Consider the following 22,635-nt stretch of genomic DNA (forward strand, 5'->3'; position numbering starts at 1 on the left):
CAAAGGGAGTAGGGAGTAGGGAGTAGGGAGTAGGGTGTAGGGTGTAGGGAGTAGGGTGTAGGGAATCGGGGAATCGGGGAAAATACTGTTTAGTTCATTACTATATGGAAACGCTATTCTCTAGGATTTGTTAATCGATAATTTAACCTCCTGCTAATTTAGCATAGCACAACTAAAAATGCAACTTAAGTTTAATAGTTTCACTATTTACTATCCCCTATGCTACTCATAATAAAAAGCGATGCTCTGACAGAAACGATACGCGATCGCTTCCTAGGGTTGATCATACTTATGATATAGCGTTTATTGGATGTATGAGGTACACTTATCAACCTCAAAGTCCCCCTTATTAAGGGGGATTTAGGGGGATCTCTTTCTCAAAGTACCCCTTATTAAGGGAGATTTAGGGGAATCTCTTTCTCAAAGTACCCCTTTTCACTAGGAATTTAGTGGGTTCTTTTTGTACCTCATAGTAAAAATAATTATTATATCCAGTAAATTTATTATCCAGACTCCCAATTACCAAAATTTACTACTCATAAAAAAACAGATTGCTGATGGGATGCGATCGCTTTCTTTAAATTACCCATCAAAAAAAAATTTTCAAAACTCTTGACAAATACTTTAATAATCATTACTATTATAATTGCAAACATTAAGCAAGAGGTTAACCTTATGCCTTCACAATTACCGCCTAACTCAGATAATAATCCTGAGGAATCTTCCCCAAAAAAAATTCCTGTTCAGCATATTTTAAAGGGGTCCCGCAAGGCCATACTTAATACGATGCATACCCTGTATGTACTTCGTTACACGGAAATTTCCGACTGGACTCCTCTTCAGCCAACGGGCATTCCGGGAGAGTTCATCACAATTACCGTCAAGTACTTGATTATCCCGTAAAACGTTAAATTCCTGGGGGGCTTTGCCCCCAGCTAACTCATCGGGTCTAATCCCATAGGGTCACGTCTGGATAGGTGAAAAAACTGAATGACATAAGGTAACATTCCTAGCCGTGGATAGTATTTCTGCGGCTATTTTTTTGGGGTTAGCAGGTTGAAGGTTATTTTGTTGAAGGTTATTGTGTTGAAGGTTATTGTGTTGAAGGTTGAAGGTTAGGAGGTTGAAGGTTAGGAGGTTGAAGGTTGTTCGCGTAGCGTGGCCTTTTGGCCAAGGTTGAAGGTTGTTCGCGTAGCGTGGCCTTTTGGCCAAGGTTAGGAGGTTGAAGGTTGTTCGCGTAGCGTGGCCTTTTGGCCAAGGTTGAAGGTTAGGAGGTTATGAGGTTGAAAGTAATGCCTTATTTCAATTAGGTATAAGAATGCTGGGATTGGTGAGATTGTTTAATGCGTTCGCGTAGCGTGGCCGAAAGGCCATCGCTTCCCACACTCCCATCTCCCCATCTCCCCATCTCCCCATCTCCCCATCTCCCCATCTCCCCATCTCCCCATCTCCCCATCTCCCCATCTCCCCATCTCCCGACTCCCTACTCCCGATTCCCGACTCCCACCCCTCTAGCTAACGTAAACCCTTCAGCACTTCCTAAAGATACTTGGTTAGGTAATTGCAAAGCCGCCAACGTCGAGTTATCCAACAGCAGGTAAGATTGAGTTGAGCACAACTGTTTTAAAGTCTTTTCATCTTGGGGAATTACTTTGCGATCGCTATAAAAATCCAAACTAGGACGCTGATAGGGAAAAGACGTATAGATAATATCCCCTGGAGCCGTATTTTCCTGAATCAAAGCCGCCACTGGCTTAACTGGAAATGCTTCATTTAACTCCCAGAGCCAAGAGTGAGAACTCATTAATAATACCAAAGCCATGTACATCCCTATCAATAAAATTGGGATAAAATTGCGGTTATGCTGTTTAATTTTCAAAGCCGCTAGGGTCATGGTTAGGCTTACCACCATACCCATAATGATTAAAACCGGTTGGGGATCTGCCAATATAAAATAAATACATCCCCCTAAACCAGCTACTCCGATAAATCCTAAAATAATTGTTAAAATCTTAGGATAACGACTCCAATGTTGCCAAAATAGGGTGAGTTGAGCCGCAACAGCTATAGCAAAAAAGGGATACACAGGCATAATGTACCAGGGCAGCTTGGTTCCCATCATAGAAATAATCGTCAAATAGCCGATAGTCCCAATTAAAATCAAACTCCCCCAAGTGGTGAGAGGTTTTCGCCAAGCTAGATAAAATCCTCCTAGCCAAAACAATAGCCAAGGGAAAGTATACTTAATTAACTCCAAAATATAATACCATGGTGAGCCTTGATTCCCTTCCACCTTTTGAGAGATGCGAGCGAATCCTTGCGAGATAAAATGAACATGCCAAAAGGTTGCTCCATAATGCTGCCATTGGGCAATATACCAAACCAAAACCGGTGCGTAACCTAGGACTATGCCCAACCAAAAATAGCGACTTTTCAACAACCATAACGTTTTATTTGCCAGAATAAAGACCAAGACAATTGCCCCTAGAGGCACAACTAATAGACCTTTTGTGAAAGTAATTAGTCCTAAACAAACTCCGATCCCAATTGCCCAATAAGACTGAGCCTGACAAGCTTTAAGTAAGCACAATAGCAACAGCAAAAACCAAGTATTGATCATGCCATCCAGCATCGCCAAACGTCCGTGGCGCACAACTGGCAACAGGGTCAAGTAGACGCTAGCGGCAAATATTGCACTGACACGTTCAACGAATAGTTCTCGTGCTACTAAATAGAGCAGTGGTACTCCACAAGCTGACAAAAAAGCACCAGGCAGACGAGTAGTGAATTCTTGGACACCCCCTAGTTTATAGCTTAAGGCAATCAACCAATCCATCAAAGGGGGTTTAAGTAGATAAGGTTGTCCCCACAGAGTAGGATGGAGCCAGTTGCCCGTACGATAGATTTCTCTAGCGATCAGGGCCCTGGTGCCTTCATCCCAGTCTCGTAGGGGTACGTTTCCCAGAAAAATACCCCAAAGGAAAAGGGCAGCCAGGAAAAGGCTTAGGATCCACTTGATATCCGTGAAAAAGGGATTTTTTAAGGTAAGTGCTAATTTATTCATCTATAGCAAAGGGAACAGGGAACAGGGAACAGGGAACAGGGAGTAGGGAGTAGGGAGTAGGGGTAACTAAAGTTGAATGTACCTCATAAGTATGAAAAACGCTAGATTAATGTTTGTACTAGTTTCGCACTAGGACGGTTATATAGCATTTCCATTTGATTTGTGAACATAATCTCTTTGGGAAAGGCAAGAGGCAAGAGGCAAGATTAAATTAATTATATAGTTATTTTTGGTATTCACAAAAACTGTAATTATTTTTTTAATTATTTTATAACTGTTATCTATAGCATTTATAAAATAATCATTAAACTTAATGCTAATTTAGCATAATACTAAAAAATCCTTGGAGCTCTTGACTACTGTTCCCTGTTCCCTGTTCCCTGTTCCCTGTATTGATATAGATTTACAATAAAAAGATGCACCCTCTATCTCCTTCCAATCAACTCCCTCTCTATGGCAAAAGAATCATTGTAACAGCACCGAGAAACTATGGGTCTCGGTTATCTCAACAAATCATTAATCAGGGTGGACTTCCCATAGTGATGCCAACTATTGAAACCTGTCTGTTGGAAAATTCCCCTGAATTAGATGCTGCTCTCAGGCAAATTCATAAATTTGATTGGATTGCTTTCACTAGTCGCAACGGAATAGACGCTTTTTTTGAGCGCATGGCATCCTTGGGTATTTCTACATCTGTGCTGAAAAATTGTCAACTATCTGCGATTGGAAAAGATGCCGAAAGATTGTATGATTTTGGAGTAACAGCTGATTTAGTTCCCGCTGAAGCTAGCCCAACAGGAATTGTTACTGAATTGTCTAACTATCCAACTATTGATCAGAAAACTATATTAGTTCCTATTCCAGAGGTGGTCGGGATACCAGAGCCTAATGTCATCCCAAATTTTATTTCGGGTTTACAGGAATTAGGCATGAAAGTCACTCCGGTATTGACCTATCAAACCCGAATTTTGGATCAAACTATCTATGATGTAGAATTAAATCTGATTAGTCAAGGCAAGATAGATGTAATCGCTTTTAGTAGCACCGCAGAAGTAACCGCTTTTTTGACAATGGTTAACTCCCCCCAGGATTATAACCATTGTGTCGTTGCTTGCTTTGGTCCCTATACCGCTGCTAATACTGAAAAATTGGGATTAACTGTTTCTATTGTATCCGAAAGTTACAGCTCATTTCATGGATTTGCGAATGCGATCGCAAAATTTTTTGATAGGTAACTTTCAGCTATAATTAACTATATGAGGTACATTCAATTTTCTTATCCCTACTCCCTACTCCCTACTCCCTACTCCCTACTCCCTATTCCCTATTCCCTACTCCCTACTCCCTACTCCCTATTCAATTTGCTATATAATTAGCTAAGGTAAAATTAAGTGGGTGAATGGAAACCAATCAGCCCTCAGTCAATCCCAATACCCCTAATCTAGATGGGCTTCACATCAAGCGCCCCTGCTTAGTCGTTGCTGATCTCGAACGAGCATTCACCATTTACCGAGATATTCTAGGATTTAGGCTCGACTATCTGGCTGAAGCATCCCCAGACTCTTACCTCTACCAAGTGTTTCAGTTTCCCAAAAGTGCTCAGCTCAAATTTGCATCACTCAGTACAGAAGACGAACCTAGAGCCCTGGCTCTGACCGAAGTCAAGGGAATTGAATTACCCACCCCTACCACTCCCTATCGTCTAGCACTGGTGGTCAGAGTAAAAGACCTGACCCTAACCATTCAGAAAATCCGTGAACTGGGACTTGACACCATTGAGCCCAATTACTTTACTAGACCACCAAACCTCCATTTCACTGAACAAGCATTCTGTGATTACGATGGTCATCGGATTATGCTTTATGATGTGACATCCGGTTGATTAGTTTAGCAAAGGGAATAGGGAGTCGGGAGTCGGGAGTAGCTTGGAGCAAGCAACAGTTAGCATAGATGAGGAAGATTTAAGTGCCGACTCTGCAAGTCCAAGAAGCGTATTCTTTTTATAGAAAATTTATCCTGGAATATAGTCAAGATAAAGCTGAAATATATCAAAGATACGGCTTCACTGTACAAGGAAGCGTAGGTTCAAAAGATTGGGAGGTATTTGCAGCAATCTTGGTCAATGACAGAGCAAGACGAAGAGACGGGGCAGATTTGATCAACTATGAAGTTAAATCTGCTGTTATTGGAAGCAGCTTTGAGTACCAATATCACAGGAATCACGGACTGGATAAATTAGCTGATGATAAATCTGTTGATCATATTTTTATTGCCAGAAGTCAAGCATATACCAATATTGAAGTTTGGTTAGTCGAGCGTGCCAAAATGCTTTCCAAATTTGATAAATGGTTACCCGAACTCCTTCAAAATTATCAAGCCGAAGCGAGACAGCGGTTTCGACGCTCAGTAACTTATGGGTTTGTCAAGAATCAAGGTGTTAAGCTTTTGGAGATCAGCGATGGAGTGCTAAGGTATTTTCTGGAATCAACTTAACCAAAGGATTCAAGATATGGGAAGCAATCCAGGTAATCACAGGTACACAGACAGCATCACCAAATCCAGTCAAAGCTGGATTGATTTGTGATGGAATCGGGTAATCATCAGGAACACCTTGTAGCCTTGCATATTCACGAGGTGTCATCAGACGCATTCTGATAGTTCCCTTTCCAACTCTGACCAACATTTGCCGACTACTGCCACCTCTAGCAGTTCTTAGGCAGCCTGCAATGCTATCTTTTCTGAGTTCTGCTCTTTGCTTGCCCTCACGAACACGCCTGTACATGGTGCAGTAAGAGTAATAGGATAAATCCTGAAATTCTTTTAGATAGTCTAGATTTACAGGGGACATCATAGTTAAGTGGCGTTGCACTTTATCTTCAAGCCACCAACGCTCGTCATGATCCGATATATTCTCTACAACACCACTTAAGCCAGTTTTCACCTTTTCAGGCAGTGGTGGAACCTCTATGAAATTCCAGCGCAGATCATGATTAGCTGCGATCGCTTTTTCAAGTGCTTGAGTTTTAAGTGACGAAGAACGCCTTGCAAAAATCAACATGTTCTGATTCACATCGGATGTATGCACCCCAATCACAAAAATTCGTGGTCTACTTTGAGGCACGAAATGGGCTGCATTGATGGCATAAACATCACAGGCATAACCCAACCGATTCAACTCCTCAATGGTAATTCGGAAGTCTTGCCCACCATTTGAAGTAAGCCAACCCGTCACATTTTCAAGCATCACAAGGGGAGGCTTATTCCCTTGACTGTCAAGAATTTGAGTAAAACCCCAAAAAGCGCTAGAGTATTGACCATGAATACCCTTTAAATTGCCTGCTAATGATAAATCAATACAGGGAAATGAAGCCGTCGCCAGCAAAGTATTGGGAATATCGGAATGGCAAACCGAAAAAATATCTTGAACTCTATAGTGCTTGCTTGCATCCTTAAAGTAAGCAGAGTACATTTCAAATTTGTCATAGGCCCAATCATTAGCGAAGACAACTTTCCAGCCTACTTGCTCTAGCCCCAATCTGACCAAACCAATTCCTGCAAAATACTCTGCACAGGTCAGATGTTTATCAGAGGTATCGGTATCACCCACACTGGGTAGAGTCTTGTTTTTCCTCACCGAAAAGGCCATAGTTATTACGTTACCAATCTATTTTGAAGCTTCGTAGCTATTGCTGTTCATAGCTATGAAAGTCTAGCGTTATTCGTTCTGCTGGAGCAACTACAGCGTTTTTCAAAACTATGCGGTACACAGGATTTTTTACCTGTTCTCTCTTCTCTATTCCCTGTTCCCTAAAACCTAAAAATTTGTACCTCACCTAATTTAAAACTGCTATAATTCCTATTACGAATCCTGAGGCTTATGATTAGGAGTCAACTGTAAATACAGACCAGGGACAATCAGAAATGCAATTAGCGTAGACGACATCAAGCCAAAGATAATTGCCATACACAACGGAAACCAATTAGCTTCACTAAACGCCAGGGGCAATAAACCAATTATCGTCGTAGCACTAGTTGTCAGGATTGGTCGTAAGCGATCGCATGACCTGTCACAAGCCCTCCCTGATGTTAAGATAAGCAACTATACCATCAAACGGTGCTCTTAACACCGTGTCTTTGAGGATAACATTCCTCTTGTTAAGCTGGGCTTTAGCTGAGCTAACCGCAGATTCAGCGGTATCTATCTGAGCCTGAGCCGCAATCAACTCACCTCGCGCTGCCTCTAAACTGGCTTGGGCTGCACGAATCTGACTCTGGGCTGATACAATCCCAGCCTCCGCTGCTTCAACCGCTGCTTGCGCATCCTGGAATTGGGTGACCGCCCGGTCGCGATCGCTTGCAGAAACAACCCCCTGTTGCCACAGTCTTTGGTACCGTTTCATCTCAGTTTCCGCCAAATTCCGAGCTGCGATCGCCTTTTTCATATCTGCCTTAGCCTGAGCCAGACTTGCCAGAGCTCTGGCTTGATTCGCTTGCTCAGCCCGCACCGATGCCTGAGACTGTTGCAAACTAGCCATGGCTGTGATTACCCCTTTGGTAGCTTCCACCTCCGCTGCTGCCGCCACCGTTACATCAGACGCTAACTTACGCTGGTCTACTCTTGCCAGCAATTCACCCTGTCGTACAAAATCTCCCTCCCGCAATGGTCTACCATTAATCTTTTTGATGTACTCAACGAAATAGGGATCCGTGTAGGAATTGTGATAATTTTTGATGCTATATTCCCTACGCTCCGGGTTCAAGCTTAGCTTTAAAAAAGCGGGGAGTCGCACCGCTGCCTACTCCCTGTTCCCTTTGCTATAGTTACTTGGTTTTAAAAGAACGTGAGAAAAATCCTTGGGCTGAGCTTGATTGCCATAGGTTTAGCGGTTGCGTGGTTATCTATCCAGGATCACCAGCCACCCGATGCCCTTTCTTCAGATGTTTCGCCACCCCAGAAACAGATCAAATACCAATCCCATCCTCTAGACTTTAGTGTGGTTCATACCTTATTAATTCCAGCTGATAGTGGATTTTCCGTTACTCCCGCCATATCGGAACAGTTAATCACCTTAGAAGATTTAGCCCAAAAGCACCAAGCTGTAGCTGCCATCAACGGCGGTTTTTTTGACCCAAAAAATCAGAAGACCACCTCGATTGTAATCAAGCAAGGGCAACTGGTAGCAGATCCCCGTGACAACCAGGGGCTGATCCAAAATCCCAGCTTACAGCCCTACATGGATAAAATTCTCAATCGATCAGAATTTCGGCGATACCGTTGTGGGTCAACAGTCCGCTACGATATTACTCTACACAGTGAACCGACCCCCCCCGGTTGTCAATTATTAGATGCCCTAGGCAGTGGTCCGTTGCTGGTTCCACAAATTACATCAGTCACCGAAGGTTTTGTAGCTGTAGAAAATGGCAAAGTCATACGAGATGCCCTAGGGAGCAGCCGACCCAATGCTAGAAGTGCAGTCGGTATTACTCCTGATGGCAGCATTTTGTTAGTAATGGTGGCTCAAAAACCAGAAGCTCCCAGAAATTCCGGTATGTCCTTCAGAGCCTTAGCTACCTTCCTGAAAATTGTCGGGGTGGAAAAAGCCATGAATCTAGATGGAGGAAGCTCCTCCGCTCTTCATTATAACGGCAAAACCGTTTATGGCAGAGTGGACAAAAACGGAAATCGAATCAAAAGAAAAATTAAATCGATTCTAATGGTTAACCAAGACCCGTGACTAGTCGGGAGTAGGGAGTAGGGAGTAGGGAGTAGGGAGTAGGGAGTAGGGAGTAGGGAGTAGGGAGTAGGAACCCTCTGACAATCTAATCAGTCCTTAATTATTATATAGCAGTTCTCCTCTTGATGAGGTACACAAGATTTTTTCCCGATTCCCGATTCCCGATTCCCGATTCCCGATTCCCGATTCCCGATTCCCGATTCCCTAAAATCCAAAACTTGTGTACCTCACCTATTTTAGAAATGCTATAAGAAGATAAGAGATGGCATTAGTGAAAAAGTAAATGGCTAAGAAAGTAGCACTGCTGATCGGGGTTGATCAGTATGCAGAAGGTTTAACTACCCATCAAGCTGCCTCCAATGATGTAGAAGCAATGCAGCGAGTTTTGCAAGAGAAAAACCTAGGGGATTTTAATCGGGTAGAGTTGCTGCTCAATCCCAATCTGGAAACCCTAAAACAGGCAATTCAGAAGCTAGTTGACCAATGTGGTGTCAATGACTTAGCCCTAGTTTTTTTCTCTGGCAAAGGAATTATTCATCAGGATGGTAAACTTTATTTAACAACTAGCATCACGACTAAAGATAACCTTGAAGGTACTACCTTGCCCGCTTCTTTTTTACACCAGCAATTGAGTCGTAGTGATGCTCAGCAACAAATAGTAATTCTTGAGTGTGATTACTATAGTGCTTCAGTTGACGGTTCGCTGACAGAACCTGTGAGTGTCAATCTCAAGGAAGAACTCAGTGCTCCAGGGCGAGCAGTTCTCACCTCCTCCACAACTACACAAACCTCTTTTGAACAGAAACCAGCTCATTCTTCCCTTTACACCCAGTACTTAGTGGAAGGAATTGAAACTGGTGCAGCAGACCGAGATGGGGCTGGCTTAATCTATGTTCGTGAATTACATAACTATGCCACCGAAAAAGTCCAGACTATTAAGCCCGAGATCGAGCCAGCCCTGTTTCTCGATAATAAAGGGTTGGATATTTTACTGACTATTTTAATGAATCAAGACCCCAACGATGATCCCGATAGTGAGTATCGCAAAATCGAAGCCAAGTATCGCAAAATTGTGGAAAACTATGAACGGTATGGTAAAATTCCTGAAATTGTTCAATATACCTTAACTAAAAAACACAAGGAGTTGGGGATAACTGTTGACCTACACCAACCTGACCAACTCATTTCTGATCAAGGCATAGACTACTCTAACTTGCGAGATTTACTAAGAGCCGGTAAATGGAAAGAAGCCGATCAGGAAACTTTTGCTCTGATGGTCAAAGCAGTTGATCGAGAAGAAGACAACAATCTCGACCCTGAGTCAATCAAGAATTTTCCCTGTACCGATCTACACACCATTGAGGGGCTTTGGCTAAAGTATAGTAGTGGGCAATTCGGCTTCAGTTTGCAAAAAGAAATTTGGGAGAAGCTTGGGGGAAAACTTGATAGTGACGATAATAACGTTGATAAACTGGAATTCAACCGAAGCGTTTATGTTTTAAGTTCTTATTACAACCCAAACAGTATTTCCCGCAGTAATTATTTCCCTAACCTATTAGCGTATCAAACTAAGCTTTATCAACAATTTGGTCATCGTGTGGGATGGCGACAGCGCAAAGGATTGCACCTCAGAAGACGATGGAAAAATTATGAAGACCTGACATTTTCCGTAATCTGGGCTCCAGTGGGTCACCTGCCAACTCTAGTTGGTCGTGATGGCATGAATTTGGGAGTATTATCGATTTGGAGGATGAGGGTTAATTTATTCTCTCACCTTGAGGAGTGTTGGTTATAGGATTTAAGCTTGTCCAACGGGTGCATCTCATATTTGTAACAAAGAACGGAGGTGTGGGGAGATGGGGAGATGGGGAGATGGGGAGATGGGGAGATCGGGAGATGGGGAGATGGGGAGATCGGGAGATCGGGAGATGGGGGAAATTTTGATTAAGGGTAATTATCCTGACATGATCTAAGCCCTTGGTTGAAGTTGTTACAAATGGCCTAAGCCTGCGAGGTTAGAGCAACTCCAAGAACAGAGAATCCCCGCATCTTTAGACGGGGAAATGCCAAGCTGGAGACATAGCTCTCAGCACAAACAAAAATCATGCATCGAAACCGTTTCAAAGTTGGAACCTTTAACCTATGCAACTTAGTGCTACCAGATGTCCCATACTATAGAAACAAGATATATACCCAAACAGAATACGCTCTTAAGACCAGCTGGATCGCTGAACAACTGAGGAAGATGAAAGCTGACATTGTTGGCTTTCAAGAGGTATTTCATCAAGAAGCTCTCCAACAAGCACTGGCTCAGAGCCAAGTTTATGACAATGCCACCACTGTGTTCGCAAAGCCTACCGGTAAAAGTCCAGTTGTTGCCCTGACCTCCAGGTTTCCAGTGCTTGAATACAACGTCATCAAAGATTTTCCCACTACGGCATGCCTGGATATCCAGGGAACAGACATCCCACTCAAGCGTTTTTCTCGACCAGTGTTAGAAGCACATCTCAAGCTGAGTGACACGATTGATTGTACAGTTTTTGTCATTCACCTCAAGTCCAAGCGTCCGATTATCCCAGATGGAGTAGACCGCAACGACCCGATTGAACAAGCCAAAGGACAAGCGAGATCTCTAATCCTCCGAGCAGCTGAAGCAACAGCTTTGCGGGTAATTTTGATGGATAAGCTACAGCACAGGGATCATCCGGTAATAGTGATGGGTGATGTCAATGATAGTGGTGTGGCTATAACTTCTCAAATTGTTTCTGGAGAGCCCCCTTTGAGAAAACTCTGGTTTCAGAAAAAGCAGATGATCTGGGATGTGTTGTTGTATTACGTCAAAGACATTCAAGCTCGACAAAACTATGGTGACTTCTACTACACCCACATCCATAATGGCCACCACGAGAGCCTAGATCACATCCTGGTCAGTCAGGAATTCGTGGTTCAAAATCCCAAACGCATTGGCAGAGTTGGGTATGTCTCCCTTTTCAATGATCATCTAATCGACGAAACCTTGAGTGACGATAAAATTGAGAGTTGGCAATCTGATCACGGACAGGTCGTTGTCTCCATTGAACTTGATTAATAAGGTGATCTATGAACACTGAAGAGATAGCTAACATTTTCAACTTACCTCCTGAACTTCCTACCGAAGAACTGTTTGAACCGTTGATATCTACCGAAAGCCTATTAATCGAGCGCATCATCTCCACTGGACAAACCACACCAACCGGAGAGTGGTATGACCAAGACCAAGATGAATGGGTAATCCTGTTACAAGGGCAAGCAACCCTTAGCTACCTTGACGGTTCCAGTGTCAAGCTCAAACCAGGGGATTATCTATTTATTAAAGCTCATCAAAAGCATCGAGTGGAATATACCAGTGCTGAGCCACCCTGCATTTGGCTAGCCGTTCATGGCAATTTGCAACAGCAGCAGATCACAAAAGCTATAGAGTAATCGCCCTTCAAGTATGCCCCTAAAATATTAAGTTATGTAAAACATTTCATAACTTGATTAGCTACTCCTGATTACTTAGTATAGGTTACTGCTGTGATGGGGAAATGCGATCGCTATTTATTGTCGTCTCATTTTCCCTTAACTCTAGTAAATTTATATTTCCGAAATCCGTCTAAATCAGGAAACTCTGTCCTTAGATGGGAATAGTTTATATAAGCCCAACCAAGACCAGACTACCTTCAATGACAGTTCATATAACAGTTCATAGAAGTGTAGGGCCAGACTGAACTAGGAGATGATGAGAAGACGCCGATGTCACTATAAAATGGATTAAATGCTCTCAAACAAAAACGTTATGCAGAGGCGGTGCAATGGCTAGAAGACTATTGCCACTATTGCCAACATTCTTCCGATCACCATTCTCAAGAGTATAGTCAAGCCCAAGCAGCTCTGGTGAAAGCCTATAGCGGCAATGGTGAGAACAAAAAAGCGATCGCCCTCTGTCGGAAGTTAGAAAATCACCCAAATTCCCAGGTCAGCAATTGGGCAAAAAAATGTCTGACCACCCTCACCTCAAAGTCAACAAAAACAACCCTAACAAAAACAACAGCTAAAGCCATGTCAAAATCCCGTCACAAAGCCGGAAGAGTGGCGCAAACTGGAATCAGGTTAGCCATGAAAGGCATTGCCGGTAATCTTGCCCTTGCCTCTGGTGTTACCATCTCTTTACTATTTGGGATGGTATTAGTCTTATCTCTGAGTTTGCTGCTAATCCTAAATAGTAACAATCCTGTTACTGGGTTAATCATCTCAGTTGCCATCACCCTAATTTTTAATGTTGCTGCCTTTTTCATCTCTCCCTGGATCATGGACTTAACCCAACGGTGGCTTTACCAAACCCGTTGGGTAACCCTAGCAGATATCCAGCGCTATAGTCCTGAAAGCGCAGAGGTGATTGAGCGGGTCTGTCAAGAAAAAAATATCAAACAACCTCGATTGGGTATCATTGACGACCAAAATCCCACCGCGTTTACCTATGGTTCTTTACCAAACAGCGCTCGTTTAGTCGTTAGTCAGGGTTTATTTACTTACCTTGATGATGATGAAATCGCCACAGTTTATGCTCATGAATTGGGGCATATTGTCCACTGGGACTTTGCCGTAATGACCTTAGCGGCGACTTTGGTACAAATCACCTACCTGATCTATTCTTTCGCTAGACGGATCAGTCGCGGCGGTGGTAACAGTAAAGGCAAAGATGCTGCTCAAACAGCAGCAATGGTAGCTTATGTGTTTTACATCATCGGCACTTACCTGGTGCTGTACCTATCCCGAACCCGAGAGTACTATGCTGATCACTTTGCTGCTGAAACTACCGGTAACCCAAATGCTCTATCACGAGCTTTGGTGAAGATTGCCTACGGTATCGTGGAAGAAGGGGAACGAGCAAAAGAACCCAGTAAATTGATTGAAGGAACCCGCGCCCTCGGTATTTGCGACCACAAAGCTGCTGCTTCCACTGGTACCGCCTATCGTATCGCCTCAGACTCCCAGAAAGTTGGACGAGTTTTTCTATGGGATATCTTTAACCCCTGGGGTTGGTGGATGGAGTTGAATTCTACTCATCCCCTAACCGGTAAACGAGTCCGCGCTTTAACTACTTATGCTGAGCAAATGGACTTAGAGACTGAATTTGATATGGCTACTGTCGTCCGAGAAGGCAATCAGCTCAGTAAGAAAAAGCTCTATGGTAATTTTGCCGTGGATATCGTATTGTTCAATGCTCAATTCATTGGTAGTATTACTGGTTTAATTATTGGTTCTATCGTCTTTAGCCTGACTGCTCAGGTAACAGTATTGCCCAGCTTTATGCTTTTTGGCTTTGCTGTGGGAACCTTGATTAAGACCCTGGTGATGTACCCAGATTTCAAGCAATCGTCTCGATCGGATATCTTCACCTTAATGTGTGACCCGTACGCCAGTCCTTTGCGTGGTCGTCCCGTGAAACTCCAAGGTGAGTTAATTGGTCGCGGCGATGCTGGCTATAAATTTGGTTCCGATCTCAAGCTTCAAGACCGCAGTGGGATGATTTATACCCGCTATGCTTCTCGCTTTGGTCCAATCGGTAACTTCCTCTTTGGTAGCAGTAAGGTGCAGAACTTAATTGGCTCCCAAGTCAATGTAGTTGGCTGGTTCCGCAGAGGAATTGCCCCTTGGCTAGACTTGATCCACTTGGAAAGCAATAGCGCCACTGTCAACAGTTACCATCGTTTCTGGTCATTGACTGTTGCAGTTGGAGCAATTATTTTGGGATTTGGACTTTTCTTTGTCCTCTGATATCCTGTCCAGTTGTTTCGGTAATCGGTAATCGGGGGGTTTGAGGGAATAGGGAGTAGGGAGTAGGGAGTAGGGAGTAGGGAGTAGTGATGCAGCGCGGTCTTTCCTACTTTTCCCTGTTCCCGATTCCCGATTCCCGATTCCCGATTCCCGATTCCCGATTCCCGATTCCCTATTCCCCTGTTCCCTTTGCTACAGTTTCAAACTTAATCTAATCTCACCTCTTTTGACAGGTGTCTAAACCAATTAAAGTATAAACAAATAGATAGGATAATAAATAAAAACAACAGGATTCCAAAATTATCCCAACGTTTCATCATCAACATGATTCCCATTAAAAACAAAACTATCTGCCAAGGAATTCCGATCAATGTAGATAGAATATCCCGCCGATTTTCGTTCCTGATTTTTGCCTGACTATTAGCTGGGAGGTTTTGACGGATTACTCCCCAAAATCCAAACGGTCGAGTGACTCGATAGAAATTATCCATCACCTCCCGGTCAGTTGGCTCAGTTAAAAATGTCCCTAGGATACATCCTAGTAATGAGCAAACGCTGGGAATGAGAAACAGCGCATATTCCTGAAATTGAGCGTAATTTAAATTGGGTATTACTATTGCCTTGGTTAAAATAGCCGCTACCATCCCCGCCACTGTCCCAAGGGCAAATCCATAGCCATTAAAGCGCCACCAGTACCATCTCAACACCAGAGGAATAGACAGTCCAGCACCTAGTCCCAGGGTTAGCCATCCCCAAATGTCATTGATATTGGTGATATTGAAACTAAATAGCAATCCCACCACTACAATTACAATTGATGCCCAGCGGCTTTGAATAATTAGTTGTTGGCTAGAGGCTTGGGGATTGATATAAGCTTGATAAATATCCTTAACCCAGTAAGCAGCACTAGCATTGATGATTGAGTCAAAGGTAGACATAGCTGCTGCAATAAAACAAGCTATCAGCAACCCTTTTATCCCCACTGGCACATATTCTGCGATCACCGTTGGTAAGATAAGTTCAGGGTCAGCAATTACCGCCTTAGTGGTTCCGTAATGGATACCCAATACTGCAAAGGCTGTAACCAAGGGCCAACGGAAAGAAAGCAAGATTATCCAAAATAGGGACAGTAACCCGGCTTCGCGATCGCTTTTAGCGGCAAAATAGCGTTGAATCATATAGCCACCCCCGCCGCCAAACCCTACCATAATTTCTTTGAACAGATAGAATAAAATCACGCCACCGAACAAGTTGAATATGGCATAGTCTCCCGGTAGATCAACTGTGATTGGGGGCGAGATGCTGCTCCACTCTGTGAAATTCCAAGTTTGCAATTGCTCAGCCCCAGGAATCGAGACCGAGAAGGTATCCGGGATAGTTGCCGTAGAGAATGCGATCGCACAAATATAGATAATCGCAATAAAAATCAAAATACCTTGAAATACATCCGTCCATACCACGCCGTAAAAACCGCTAACAGCCGTGTATACCAGGGCGAGCAAAATCAAAAATATCGAAGCATAGCGGTCATCAATACCCAGAAATTCCCCCAAGAATTTGCCCCCCCCAACCGAAAAGTAACTCATTGAGCCAATAGCAAAGATAATATTAGCAACAGCACTTATGATCCGAGCCGTATTGCCTTCCCGTCCTGAGCCGAAGCGCAAGTGCATCCATTCCGCCAAAGTCATCACCTTTGCCCGTCGGTTCCACTTGCCCATGAATATCATAAAAATAGCCATAATTAAGACAACGCCACCCCGGATTTCGATGAAAAATCCCTTCGTTCCCAGAGCATAAATTAAGGCGCTGATCACCATCGTCCCAGCCAAATCAGTATTGGAGGCCATTCCAGAAGCCCCCAAAACCCACCAGGGCAGATTGCGATTTCCCAAAAAGTAGGATTCTATACCCTCAGATGCTTTCCGTTGAAGAATAACCCCAAAAACAACTATACAAATCAGGTAAATAGTAACAATGATGTAATCAACTGGATGCATTAATTTTATTATGAAGGATTAAGGATTAAGTATTTCGGCTTGGGCAATCACTACTGGCTTGATCTCGGAAAAATCAATGGCGACAAGAAAGTTTTGCATGATATCAAGTCCGAAGCGCATTGGTATTGTATAACACAAGAGTCTTCTGCAGGTGTTGAGGCTATGGACTCTCAATACCAATAACAAATGACAACGGACTTTTGACCAAAAAACTAAGACTATAAACGAACGACGCCAGCAGACTTGATCTGATCTAAACAGTCAACTATTAGCAGTCGGCTAACGATATAGCTTTATCCTGGACAAGCAGTTAATATATTCCTCTTCTGTCACTCTCCGAATTAAATAAGTAATAAATATGGAAGTTTATCAAGAATAAAAAAATGGTTTAACCAGAATTAGTTACGGGTAAATCTGCCCAACCTAATTCACTTTTAGTTTGTTTAAATCCATATTCCAACCAAGCTCTTATTTGATATATTTGGCCAACTTTGTCATAGGTGATTTTGGTAATTTTCGTCATGACAAACCAAGTTGAATCGGCTGGTATTCTCTCTTTATCCGTTGTGCTCTCCCAATATTGTCTTAATCCTCTCTTTCCCTAAATAACTTCTCTGTCTTGATGCAAAGGGCGAGTGGTTTGTTCGCGTTCGCCTTTGGCGTGGCCTACGGCCAAGCGCGCCTTTGGCGATAGTTACCGTAAGAGAGGGTCGCCTTTATAGTCAGCAGGTTATGCAGAAAAGGGTTAAATATTTTTGAATAAGGCGACCCTCTCGCTTCGTTTCGTCTGCCGTGGTTTCCCCCACTCGCGCTTTGCATCAAGACAATGGTGTAATCCTTGTGCATTTTCTAACCCTACTACCTTACCTATCTCTGGTCAACTATTTCAAAGTCACTAAGCACGTCCCAAATGAATGTATTTAAAGTACTCCTAGGCTCTTACTTCTACAAATAAGTTTTTGTACAGTTCACAGTATGTATCTACTTTTCTCACTGTGGAAGCAGCCTGTCTCGCCTCTACCATACTCGACTGACGGGTTTAATAGGTTTGCTCTTCATTTTACAACTCCCTGAGTGACAGAAGAGAGGTAGATGCGTTGGCCCTGCTTCAGTGTGTCAGTTAAGGCTACAAAAAAAATCGAATTTACGAGATAATCAACTAATTCACGAGATAATAAAAAGCTAGTCAGGGTTTAAGGAGTTAGTTAGTGATTCCAGGCGAAATCATTCCCCAAACAGGGGAAATAGAACTCAATGCTGGTCGTGCAACCATCAGAGTACGGGTAGCGAATACAGGCGATCGCCCTATTCAAGTAGGGTCTCATTTTCACTTCTTTGAAGTCAACGAAGCTCTCCAATTTGACCGGGAAGCTACTAAAGGCATGCGCTTAAATATTCCAGCTGGCACCGCTATCCGCTTTGAACCGGGAGACGAACGAGAGGTGGAATTAGTCACTCTTGTCGGTAGTCGTCAGGTCTACGGCTTCAATGGCAAAATTAATGGTCAACTTGATAGCTCAACTTGATATATAACTACTATTTTTTTCTAAAGCAAGCCCTACCCACAGGTAATCCGAGAGTTGGGCCAAGGGGATAAAATTACCCATTACCCATTACCCATTACCCATTACCTATTACCCTCAATCAAGGAGTTATTGATGAGTTATCGTATGGATCGTCGTGCCTACGCCGAAACTTATGGTCCTACCGTAGGCGATCGCATCCGCTTGGCTGATACAGAACTAGTGATCGAAGTGGAACAGGACTACACCACCTATGGTGATGAAGTTAAATTCGGTGGTGGTAAAGTGATTAGAGATGGAATGGGACAATCCCCCATCTCCCGCGCTGAGGGTGCTGTGGATTTGGTGATCACTAATGCCCTCATCCTGGATTGGTGGGGTATTGTTAAAGCCGATATTGGTATTAAAGATGGCAAAATAGTCAACATTGGCAAAGCCGGAAATCCCTACATCCAGGACAATGTCACTATTATTATTGGTCCTAGCACCGAAGCAGTTGCTGGGGAAGGAATGATTGTCACGGCTGGGGGGATTGATGCTCACATTCACTTTATTTGTCCCCAACAGATTGAAACTGCGATCGCATCTGGTATCACTACTATGATCGGCGGTGGTACAGGTCCAGCCACTGGCACTAACGCCACAACCTGTACTCCTGGTGCTTGGAATATTCACCGGATGCTCCAAGCTGCGGATGCATTTCCTGTGAATCTAGGGTTTTTAGGTAAAGGCAATAGTGCCAAACCCGAGGGATTACAGGAACAAGTGATAGCAGGTGCCATGGGATTGAAGCTGCACGAAGACTGGGGGACTACTCCAGCCGCTATTGATACCTGTTTAAGTGTGGCGGATCAGTTTGATGTCCAGGTGGCAATTCATACCGATACCCTAAATGAAGCCGGGTTTGTGGAAAATACCATTGCTGCCTTCAAAAACCGAGTCATTCACACCTACCACACCGAAGGAGCAGGGGGAGGTCATGCTCCAGATATTATTAAAGTGTGTAGTGAAGCTAATGTATTGCCCTCTTCTACCAATCCTACCCGTCCCTATACCCTTAATACCCTAGAAGAACATCTCGATATGCTCATGGTGTGCCATCACCTAGACCGGGGCATTCCTGAAGATGTGGCCTTCGCTGAGTCCCGGATTCGTCGGGAAACTATTGCTGCTGAGGATATCCTTCATGATTTAGGGGCTTTTAGTATGATTGCCTCTGATTCTCAAGCCATGGGACGGGTGGGTGAAGTGATTATCCGTACCTGGCAGACAGCCCACAAAATGAAAGTGCAACGGGGAATGTTATCCACCACTACTGGGGAAACTGGGGAAAATGACAATTTCCGAGCCAAGCGTTACGTTGCCAAGTATACGATTAATCCTGCGATCGCTCACGGAATTGCTAATTATGTTGGTTCCATCGCAGAAGGGAAGCTAGCCGATTTGTGTCTGTGGCGTCCAGCCATGTTTGGAGTCAAGCCAGAGATAGTGATTAAAGGTGGTGCGATCGCATGGTCCCAAATGGGTGATGCCAATGCTAGTATTCCCACACCCCAGCCGATTCATATGCGTCCGATGTTTGGTAGTTTTGGTGGTGCGATCGCAGCCACATCCGTTACCTTTGTCTCCCAAGCTGCCTTAGACCAAGACATCCCAGCTCAAATTGGCTTACAAAAATCTGCTGTTGCCGTTTCCAACACCCGAAACTTGAGCAAGACCGACATGAAACTCAACGATGCCTTGCCACAGATTGAGGTCAATCCAGAAACCTATGAAGTCAGAGCTGATGGGGAATTATTAACATGCGAGCCCGCAACGGTTTTACCCATGGCACAGCGTTACTTCTTATTTTGATAATAGCAGTTATCAATTGGGTGAGGTACAAATCCTTGGGTTTTAGGGAGCAGGGAGCAGGGAGTAGGGAGTAGGTGTAATATTTGTGGAGTTGGAGACCCGGAGCCAGGGAGGGGGGGGAGTGAACAAAAATCCTGTGTACCTGATGAGTATGATAATTGCTATAGCCGTTATAGGGTTTACCATATTTATAAGGTACATTCAACTAGTTACCCCTACTCCCTACTCCCTACTCCCTACTCCCTACTCCCTACTCCCTAATGTTAAGTTTTCTGCTGAACTGACCATAGAGGTATCGAGCTAGAGGTATAACTTAGTTCAGTTTGACAAAAAATTTAACGATGAATCTAAGTATTGCAGCAGTACTCTTATACGGAATCTTAGCCCTGATCGGGGGAATCATGGGCTATGCTAAAGCCAAAAGCAAAATATCTCTCATTTCTGGTATAATCAGCGGTTTATTGCTAATATTTGCTGGAATAATGCAGCTTCAAGGACAACCCTGGGCACAAACTTTAGGGATAGCCGTAGCAGCTGCACTGGTGATTGTGTTTGCCATCCGGCTCGCTAAAACTCGCAAGTTTATGCCAGCTGGACTCATGATCATTGCTGGTGTGGTGTCTCTAGGGGTGATGCTTTATCCAGCTATGGCTTAAAACCAGGCTTTTATATAGTCCCCCCTGAATGCATTTGATCAACCAGAAAAGCACACCATGGATTTTTACACACAGATACCGGATAGGCTAACCGATCGACTAATCTGAGTCTATTTGGTATCTGTGTACATCGGTCTCGTGCTGATAAGAGCAAAATGCCAACAGTCTTAGCCCCTAAACTTCCTTTGAGCTTATTTTTCTTCCTGTCTTCGCAGTTGACTTATGTATAAATCCTATCTATAAATCCTATCTATAAATGCTAAGATTGGGCTAGAAACCCCTATAGCCTAGGCGGTGCTTTACCTGTAACCTTACCAATAGTAATAATTATTAGTCAAGTGTCTCTCACCACAGATATCTATTATAACTCAACCAGTCCAGCCATCGCCAGGACTGCTAACGGTAGCCGTAACTTGGTTTTTGAAGAATTAGCCGAAGTGAGTCCGATGGATCAAGCTGTTTCTCTAGTGTTTATCAATCCCCAAGAGCCTAGTTATGAACCTAGTTATTCTTATTTCCAAGAAGTCCAGTTTAACAATCCCATAAATCTGGAAAATGTGGTCAGACCGACAGTTAATTTTCTTGAAAACCCTCAATCTACCCTACCTGTCGAGAATCTCGTTATTGGTTTTGTCCTAATTTCCATCTTCTCTTTCATATTTATGAAGAGTTCTTGAAAGCTGAAAACCCCCGTGCTTGGGGCGGGGGACGAAAGCTACACCAAGTCTAGTACCTTGCGTTTCTGAGTTAGTAATTTTTAAGGTATAAATCCAGGTTAATTAGCTATAAATAAGAGCTTGATCAGCCAAACAATTCGGTATTATTTCCAGGAATTATCGATTATTTGGCTGAATTATTATTACTTGTTAAGTGTTAAGTATTACTTTAAAATTGACCTTTGACAAGTAACAAGTAACAAGTGTCAAGTTTAAAACCTAGGAGAGATGTGAATGTCCTACAGTGATTTTAAATCTCTAGACACACTAGCTTCTCTAGGGATTGATATGCTAGAACCTGTGCCATCTCTGATTCAAGCAGACCCAATTTACCCCAGTGACTTTCTTCAGGAAGCTCTCAGACGCTTTGTGCCACTAGCAACTGCTATCAATACTGAAAAAGCTCGCTCTGAATATCTAATCGCTCCTATTTTAAGTGAAATTACAGTCATAAACCCTCGTATTAGTCTGTTTTCTGGCAAAAACTTTAATGTAGATCCAGCACAGGGACTTACTGGATTTTTTGATTTCATCCTTACTGATAACCCAGATAAGTTAACGATCAAAGCTCCAGTGGTGGTAGTGGTAGAGGCAAAAAACGAAAATATTAATGAAGGACTCCCTCAATGCCTCGCCACAATGTATGCAGCTCTATTGGTTAACCAAAAAGAGCCAGAGATGGCTGAGCGAACAGTATATGGAACTGTTACAACCGGACAAGTGTGGCGATTCCTGGCTCTTACACAAGAAGGCAAGGCGATGGTGGATCTTAATGACCGCTATTTAACACCTGTGGATGAGTTACTGGGAGTGCTGGTTGCTATGACAACTCGATAGTTTACTAAGTCAACAGTAACGGTTGGCCTGACATCCAGTTTCGTGGAGGACCTAAAGGATTCCTCAAAGTTCTGGACGATAAAACCTTGGGTTTTGTGGATTTTCAAGGAAATCTGCAATACATCAGTGTCGGTAACTTGTCTGAAAGCGATCGCGTTTTTCTATTTTTGATGGATTACGCTCACCGCCGCCGATTAAAGATTTGGGGAAGAGCTCAAGTTATTGATAACAACCCACAACTGCTCAATCAATATTCCCTAAAACCCAGGACTCTGTACCTCACCCAATTAAAAACCGCTATAAGTAGTCGGACAGGTGATGATAGTAGCAATCTCAAGCAATAATTAGAGATTCCAACAATAAACCTAATTTCAGGAGGTTACCATGCAGATTCATGCAGATTTAAGTCAACGAGTTGTTGTCTATAGCGAAGAGCTACCTTGGGTTGATT

At 43.4% G+C, this 22,635-nt stretch carries 24 protein-coding genes and 1 pseudogene; 18 read left to right on the top strand and 7 right to left on the bottom strand.

All coding sequences use genetic code 11. The features are described from left to right. Window positions 1–675: 675 nt before the first annotated feature. Window positions 676–903 carry a hypothetical protein gene (locus F6J94_RS11215; RefSeq protein ID WP_293039852.1) on the top strand — a complete coding sequence of 76 codons (228 nt, stop codon included), beginning with the start codon at window positions 676–678 and terminating at the stop codon, window positions 901–903. A gap of 190 nt (window positions 904–1,093) precedes the next feature. Here the strand turns inward: F6J94_RS11215 and F6J94_RS11220 are convergent, their stop codons facing one another. From F6J94_RS11220 to F6J94_RS11230, 3 genes are read right to left on the bottom strand one after another with little or no spacing between them, the layout of a single operon-like run. After that, window positions 1,094–1,258: a hypothetical protein gene (locus F6J94_RS11220; RefSeq protein WP_293039855.1), complete on the bottom strand. Its 165-nt coding sequence runs from the start codon at window positions 1,256–1,258 to the stop codon at window positions 1,094–1,096. 44 nt (window positions 1,259–1,302) lie between these two features. Beyond that, window positions 1,303–1,464, bottom strand: a complete 162-nt coding sequence (locus F6J94_RS11225) for a hypothetical protein (RefSeq protein ID WP_293039858.1) — start codon at window positions 1,462–1,464, stop codon at window positions 1,303–1,305. 19 nt (window positions 1,465–1,483) lie between these two features. Beyond that, a complete protein-coding gene (locus F6J94_RS11230; RefSeq protein WP_293039861.1) occupies window positions 1,484–3,064 on the bottom strand; it encodes a glycosyltransferase family 39 protein in 1,581 nt (526 codons plus the stop codon). A gap of 416 nt (window positions 3,065–3,480) precedes the next feature. On the opposite strand from F6J94_RS11230, the gene F6J94_RS11235 reads away from it, so the two are divergent. From F6J94_RS11235 to F6J94_RS11245, 3 genes are all read left to right on the top strand, one after another. Next, the gene (locus tag F6J94_RS11235; RefSeq protein WP_293024304.1) at window positions 3,481–4,299 is read left to right on the top strand and encodes a uroporphyrinogen-III synthase; all 819 of its coding nucleotides are present in this window, start codon (window positions 3,481–3,483) and stop codon (window positions 4,297–4,299) included. A 164-nt stretch (window positions 4,300–4,463) separates the two neighbouring features. Then, the gene (locus tag F6J94_RS11240; protein ID WP_293039864.1) at window positions 4,464–4,946 is read left to right on the top strand and encodes a VOC family protein; all 483 of its coding nucleotides are present in this window, start codon (window positions 4,464–4,466) and stop codon (window positions 4,944–4,946) included. 83 nt (window positions 4,947–5,029) lie between these two features. Continuing rightward, the gene (locus tag F6J94_RS11245; RefSeq protein ID WP_293039867.1) at window positions 5,030–5,557 is read left to right on the top strand and encodes a hypothetical protein; all 528 of its coding nucleotides are present in this window, start codon (window positions 5,030–5,032) and stop codon (window positions 5,555–5,557) included. Here the strand turns inward: F6J94_RS11245 and F6J94_RS11250 are convergent. The 3 genes from F6J94_RS11250 to F6J94_RS11260 all read right to left on the bottom strand — a co-directional run bounded on the left by F6J94_RS11250 (window position 5,517) and on the right by F6J94_RS11260 (window position 7,854). Continuing rightward, window positions 5,517–6,710 carry a DNA cytosine methyltransferase gene (locus F6J94_RS11250; protein WP_293039870.1) on the bottom strand — a complete coding sequence of 398 codons (1,194 nt, stop codon included), beginning with the start codon at window positions 6,708–6,710 and terminating at the stop codon, window positions 5,517–5,519. The genes F6J94_RS11245 and F6J94_RS11250 overlap by 41 nt on opposite strands. Before the next feature lie 213 nt (window positions 6,711–6,923). Further along, window positions 6,924–7,163, bottom strand: coding sequence for an efflux RND transporter permease subunit (locus F6J94_RS11255; RefSeq protein WP_293024309.1), 240 nt, complete (start codon window positions 7,161–7,163; stop codon window positions 6,924–6,926). After that, entirely contained in the window at window positions 7,132–7,854 is a 723-nt protein-coding gene (locus F6J94_RS11260; RefSeq protein WP_293039872.1) for a hypothetical protein, read from the bottom strand. Before F6J94_RS11260 ends, F6J94_RS11255 begins: the two co-directional genes overlap by 32 nt. A 51-nt stretch (window positions 7,855–7,905) precedes the next feature. On the opposite strand from F6J94_RS11260, the gene F6J94_RS11265 reads away from it, so the two are divergent. The 7 genes from F6J94_RS11265 to F6J94_RS11295 all read left to right on the top strand — a co-directional run bounded on the left by F6J94_RS11265 (window position 7,906) and on the right by F6J94_RS11295 (window position 14,813). Beyond that, on the top strand, window positions 7,906–8,799 hold the full coding sequence (locus tag F6J94_RS11265) for a phosphodiester glycosidase family protein (protein WP_293039875.1): 894 nt from the start codon (window positions 7,906–7,908) through the stop codon (window positions 8,797–8,799). Window positions 8,800–8,924: 125 nt separating this feature from the next. Then, a complete protein-coding gene (locus tag F6J94_RS11270; RefSeq protein ID WP_293039878.1) occupies window positions 8,925–9,050 on the top strand; it encodes a hypothetical protein in 126 nt (41 codons plus the stop codon). Between the two features lie 32 nt (window positions 9,051–9,082). Beyond that, a complete protein-coding gene (locus F6J94_RS11275; RefSeq protein ID WP_293039881.1) occupies window positions 9,083–10,594 on the top strand; it encodes a GUN4 domain-containing protein in 1,512 nt (503 codons plus the stop codon). Between the two features lie 309 nt (window positions 10,595–10,903). Next, on the top strand, window positions 10,904–11,887 hold the full coding sequence (locus tag F6J94_RS11280; protein ID WP_293039884.1) for an endonuclease/exonuclease/phosphatase family protein: 984 nt from the start codon (window positions 10,904–10,906) through the stop codon (window positions 11,885–11,887). A gap of 11 nt (window positions 11,888–11,898) precedes the next feature. After that, entirely contained in the window at window positions 11,899–12,261 is a 363-nt protein-coding gene (locus F6J94_RS11285) for a cupin domain-containing protein (RefSeq protein ID WP_293039886.1), read from the top strand. A gap of 366 nt (window positions 12,262–12,627) precedes the next feature. Continuing rightward, the gene (locus F6J94_RS11290; RefSeq protein ID WP_293039889.1) at window positions 12,628–14,598 is read left to right on the top strand and encodes a zinc metalloprotease HtpX; all 1,971 of its coding nucleotides are present in this window, start codon (window positions 12,628–12,630) and stop codon (window positions 14,596–14,598) included. An 89-nt stretch (window positions 14,599–14,687) separates the two neighbouring features. Next, window positions 14,688–14,813: a hypothetical protein gene (locus F6J94_RS11295; protein ID WP_293039892.1), complete on the top strand. Its 126-nt coding sequence runs from the start codon at window positions 14,688–14,690 to the stop codon at window positions 14,811–14,813. Here F6J94_RS11295 and F6J94_RS11300 read toward each other — a convergent pair. Then, window positions 14,805–16,598 carry a sodium:solute symporter gene (locus tag F6J94_RS11300; protein WP_293039895.1) on the bottom strand — a complete coding sequence of 598 codons (1,794 nt, stop codon included), beginning with the start codon at window positions 16,596–16,598 and terminating at the stop codon, window positions 14,805–14,807. The genes F6J94_RS11295 and F6J94_RS11300 overlap by 9 nt on opposite strands. A 1,208-nt stretch (window positions 16,599–17,806) precedes the next feature. Between F6J94_RS11300 and F6J94_RS11305 the strand changes: the two genes are divergently transcribed. From F6J94_RS11305 to F6J94_RS11335, 7 genes and pseudogenes are all read left to right on the top strand, one after another. Beyond that, window positions 17,807–18,124 (top strand): urease subunit beta, encoded by a 318-nt coding sequence (locus F6J94_RS11305; protein WP_293039899.1) that lies wholly within the window; start codon window positions 17,807–17,809, stop codon window positions 18,122–18,124. Between the two features lie 132 nt (window positions 18,125–18,256). Continuing rightward, window positions 18,257–19,975: an urease subunit alpha gene (gene ureC, locus F6J94_RS11310; protein WP_293039903.1), complete on the top strand. Its 1,719-nt coding sequence runs from the start codon at window positions 18,257–18,259 to the stop codon at window positions 19,973–19,975. Between the two features lie 121 nt (window positions 19,976–20,096). After that, window positions 20,097–20,279, top strand: coding sequence for a hypothetical protein (locus F6J94_RS11315; RefSeq protein WP_293024765.1), 183 nt, complete (start codon window positions 20,097–20,099; stop codon window positions 20,277–20,279). 37 nt (window positions 20,280–20,316) lie between these two features. Next, window positions 20,317–20,631, top strand: a complete 315-nt coding sequence (locus F6J94_RS11320) for a TMEM14 family protein (protein ID WP_293024780.1) — start codon at window positions 20,317–20,319, stop codon at window positions 20,629–20,631. A gap of 338 nt (window positions 20,632–20,969) precedes the next feature. Beyond that, window positions 20,970–21,308, top strand: coding sequence for a hypothetical protein (locus F6J94_RS11325; protein WP_293039906.1), 339 nt, complete (start codon window positions 20,970–20,972; stop codon window positions 21,306–21,308). Between the two features lie 273 nt (window positions 21,309–21,581). After that, window positions 21,582–22,184 (top strand): hypothetical protein, encoded by a 603-nt coding sequence (locus F6J94_RS11330; RefSeq protein ID WP_293039909.1) that lies wholly within the window; start codon window positions 21,582–21,584, stop codon window positions 22,182–22,184. A 20-nt stretch (window positions 22,185–22,204) separates the two neighbouring features. After that, window positions 22,205–22,528 (top strand): annotated as a pseudogene (locus F6J94_RS11335) (pyridoxamine 5'-phosphate oxidase family protein); the annotation flags it as partial. Window positions 22,529–22,635 lie beyond the last annotated feature (107 nt).

This window comes from Moorena sp. SIO1F2 (genome assembly GCF_010672755.1).
Lineage (GTDB): Bacteria > Cyanobacteriota > Cyanobacteriia > Cyanobacteriales > Coleofasciculaceae > Moorena.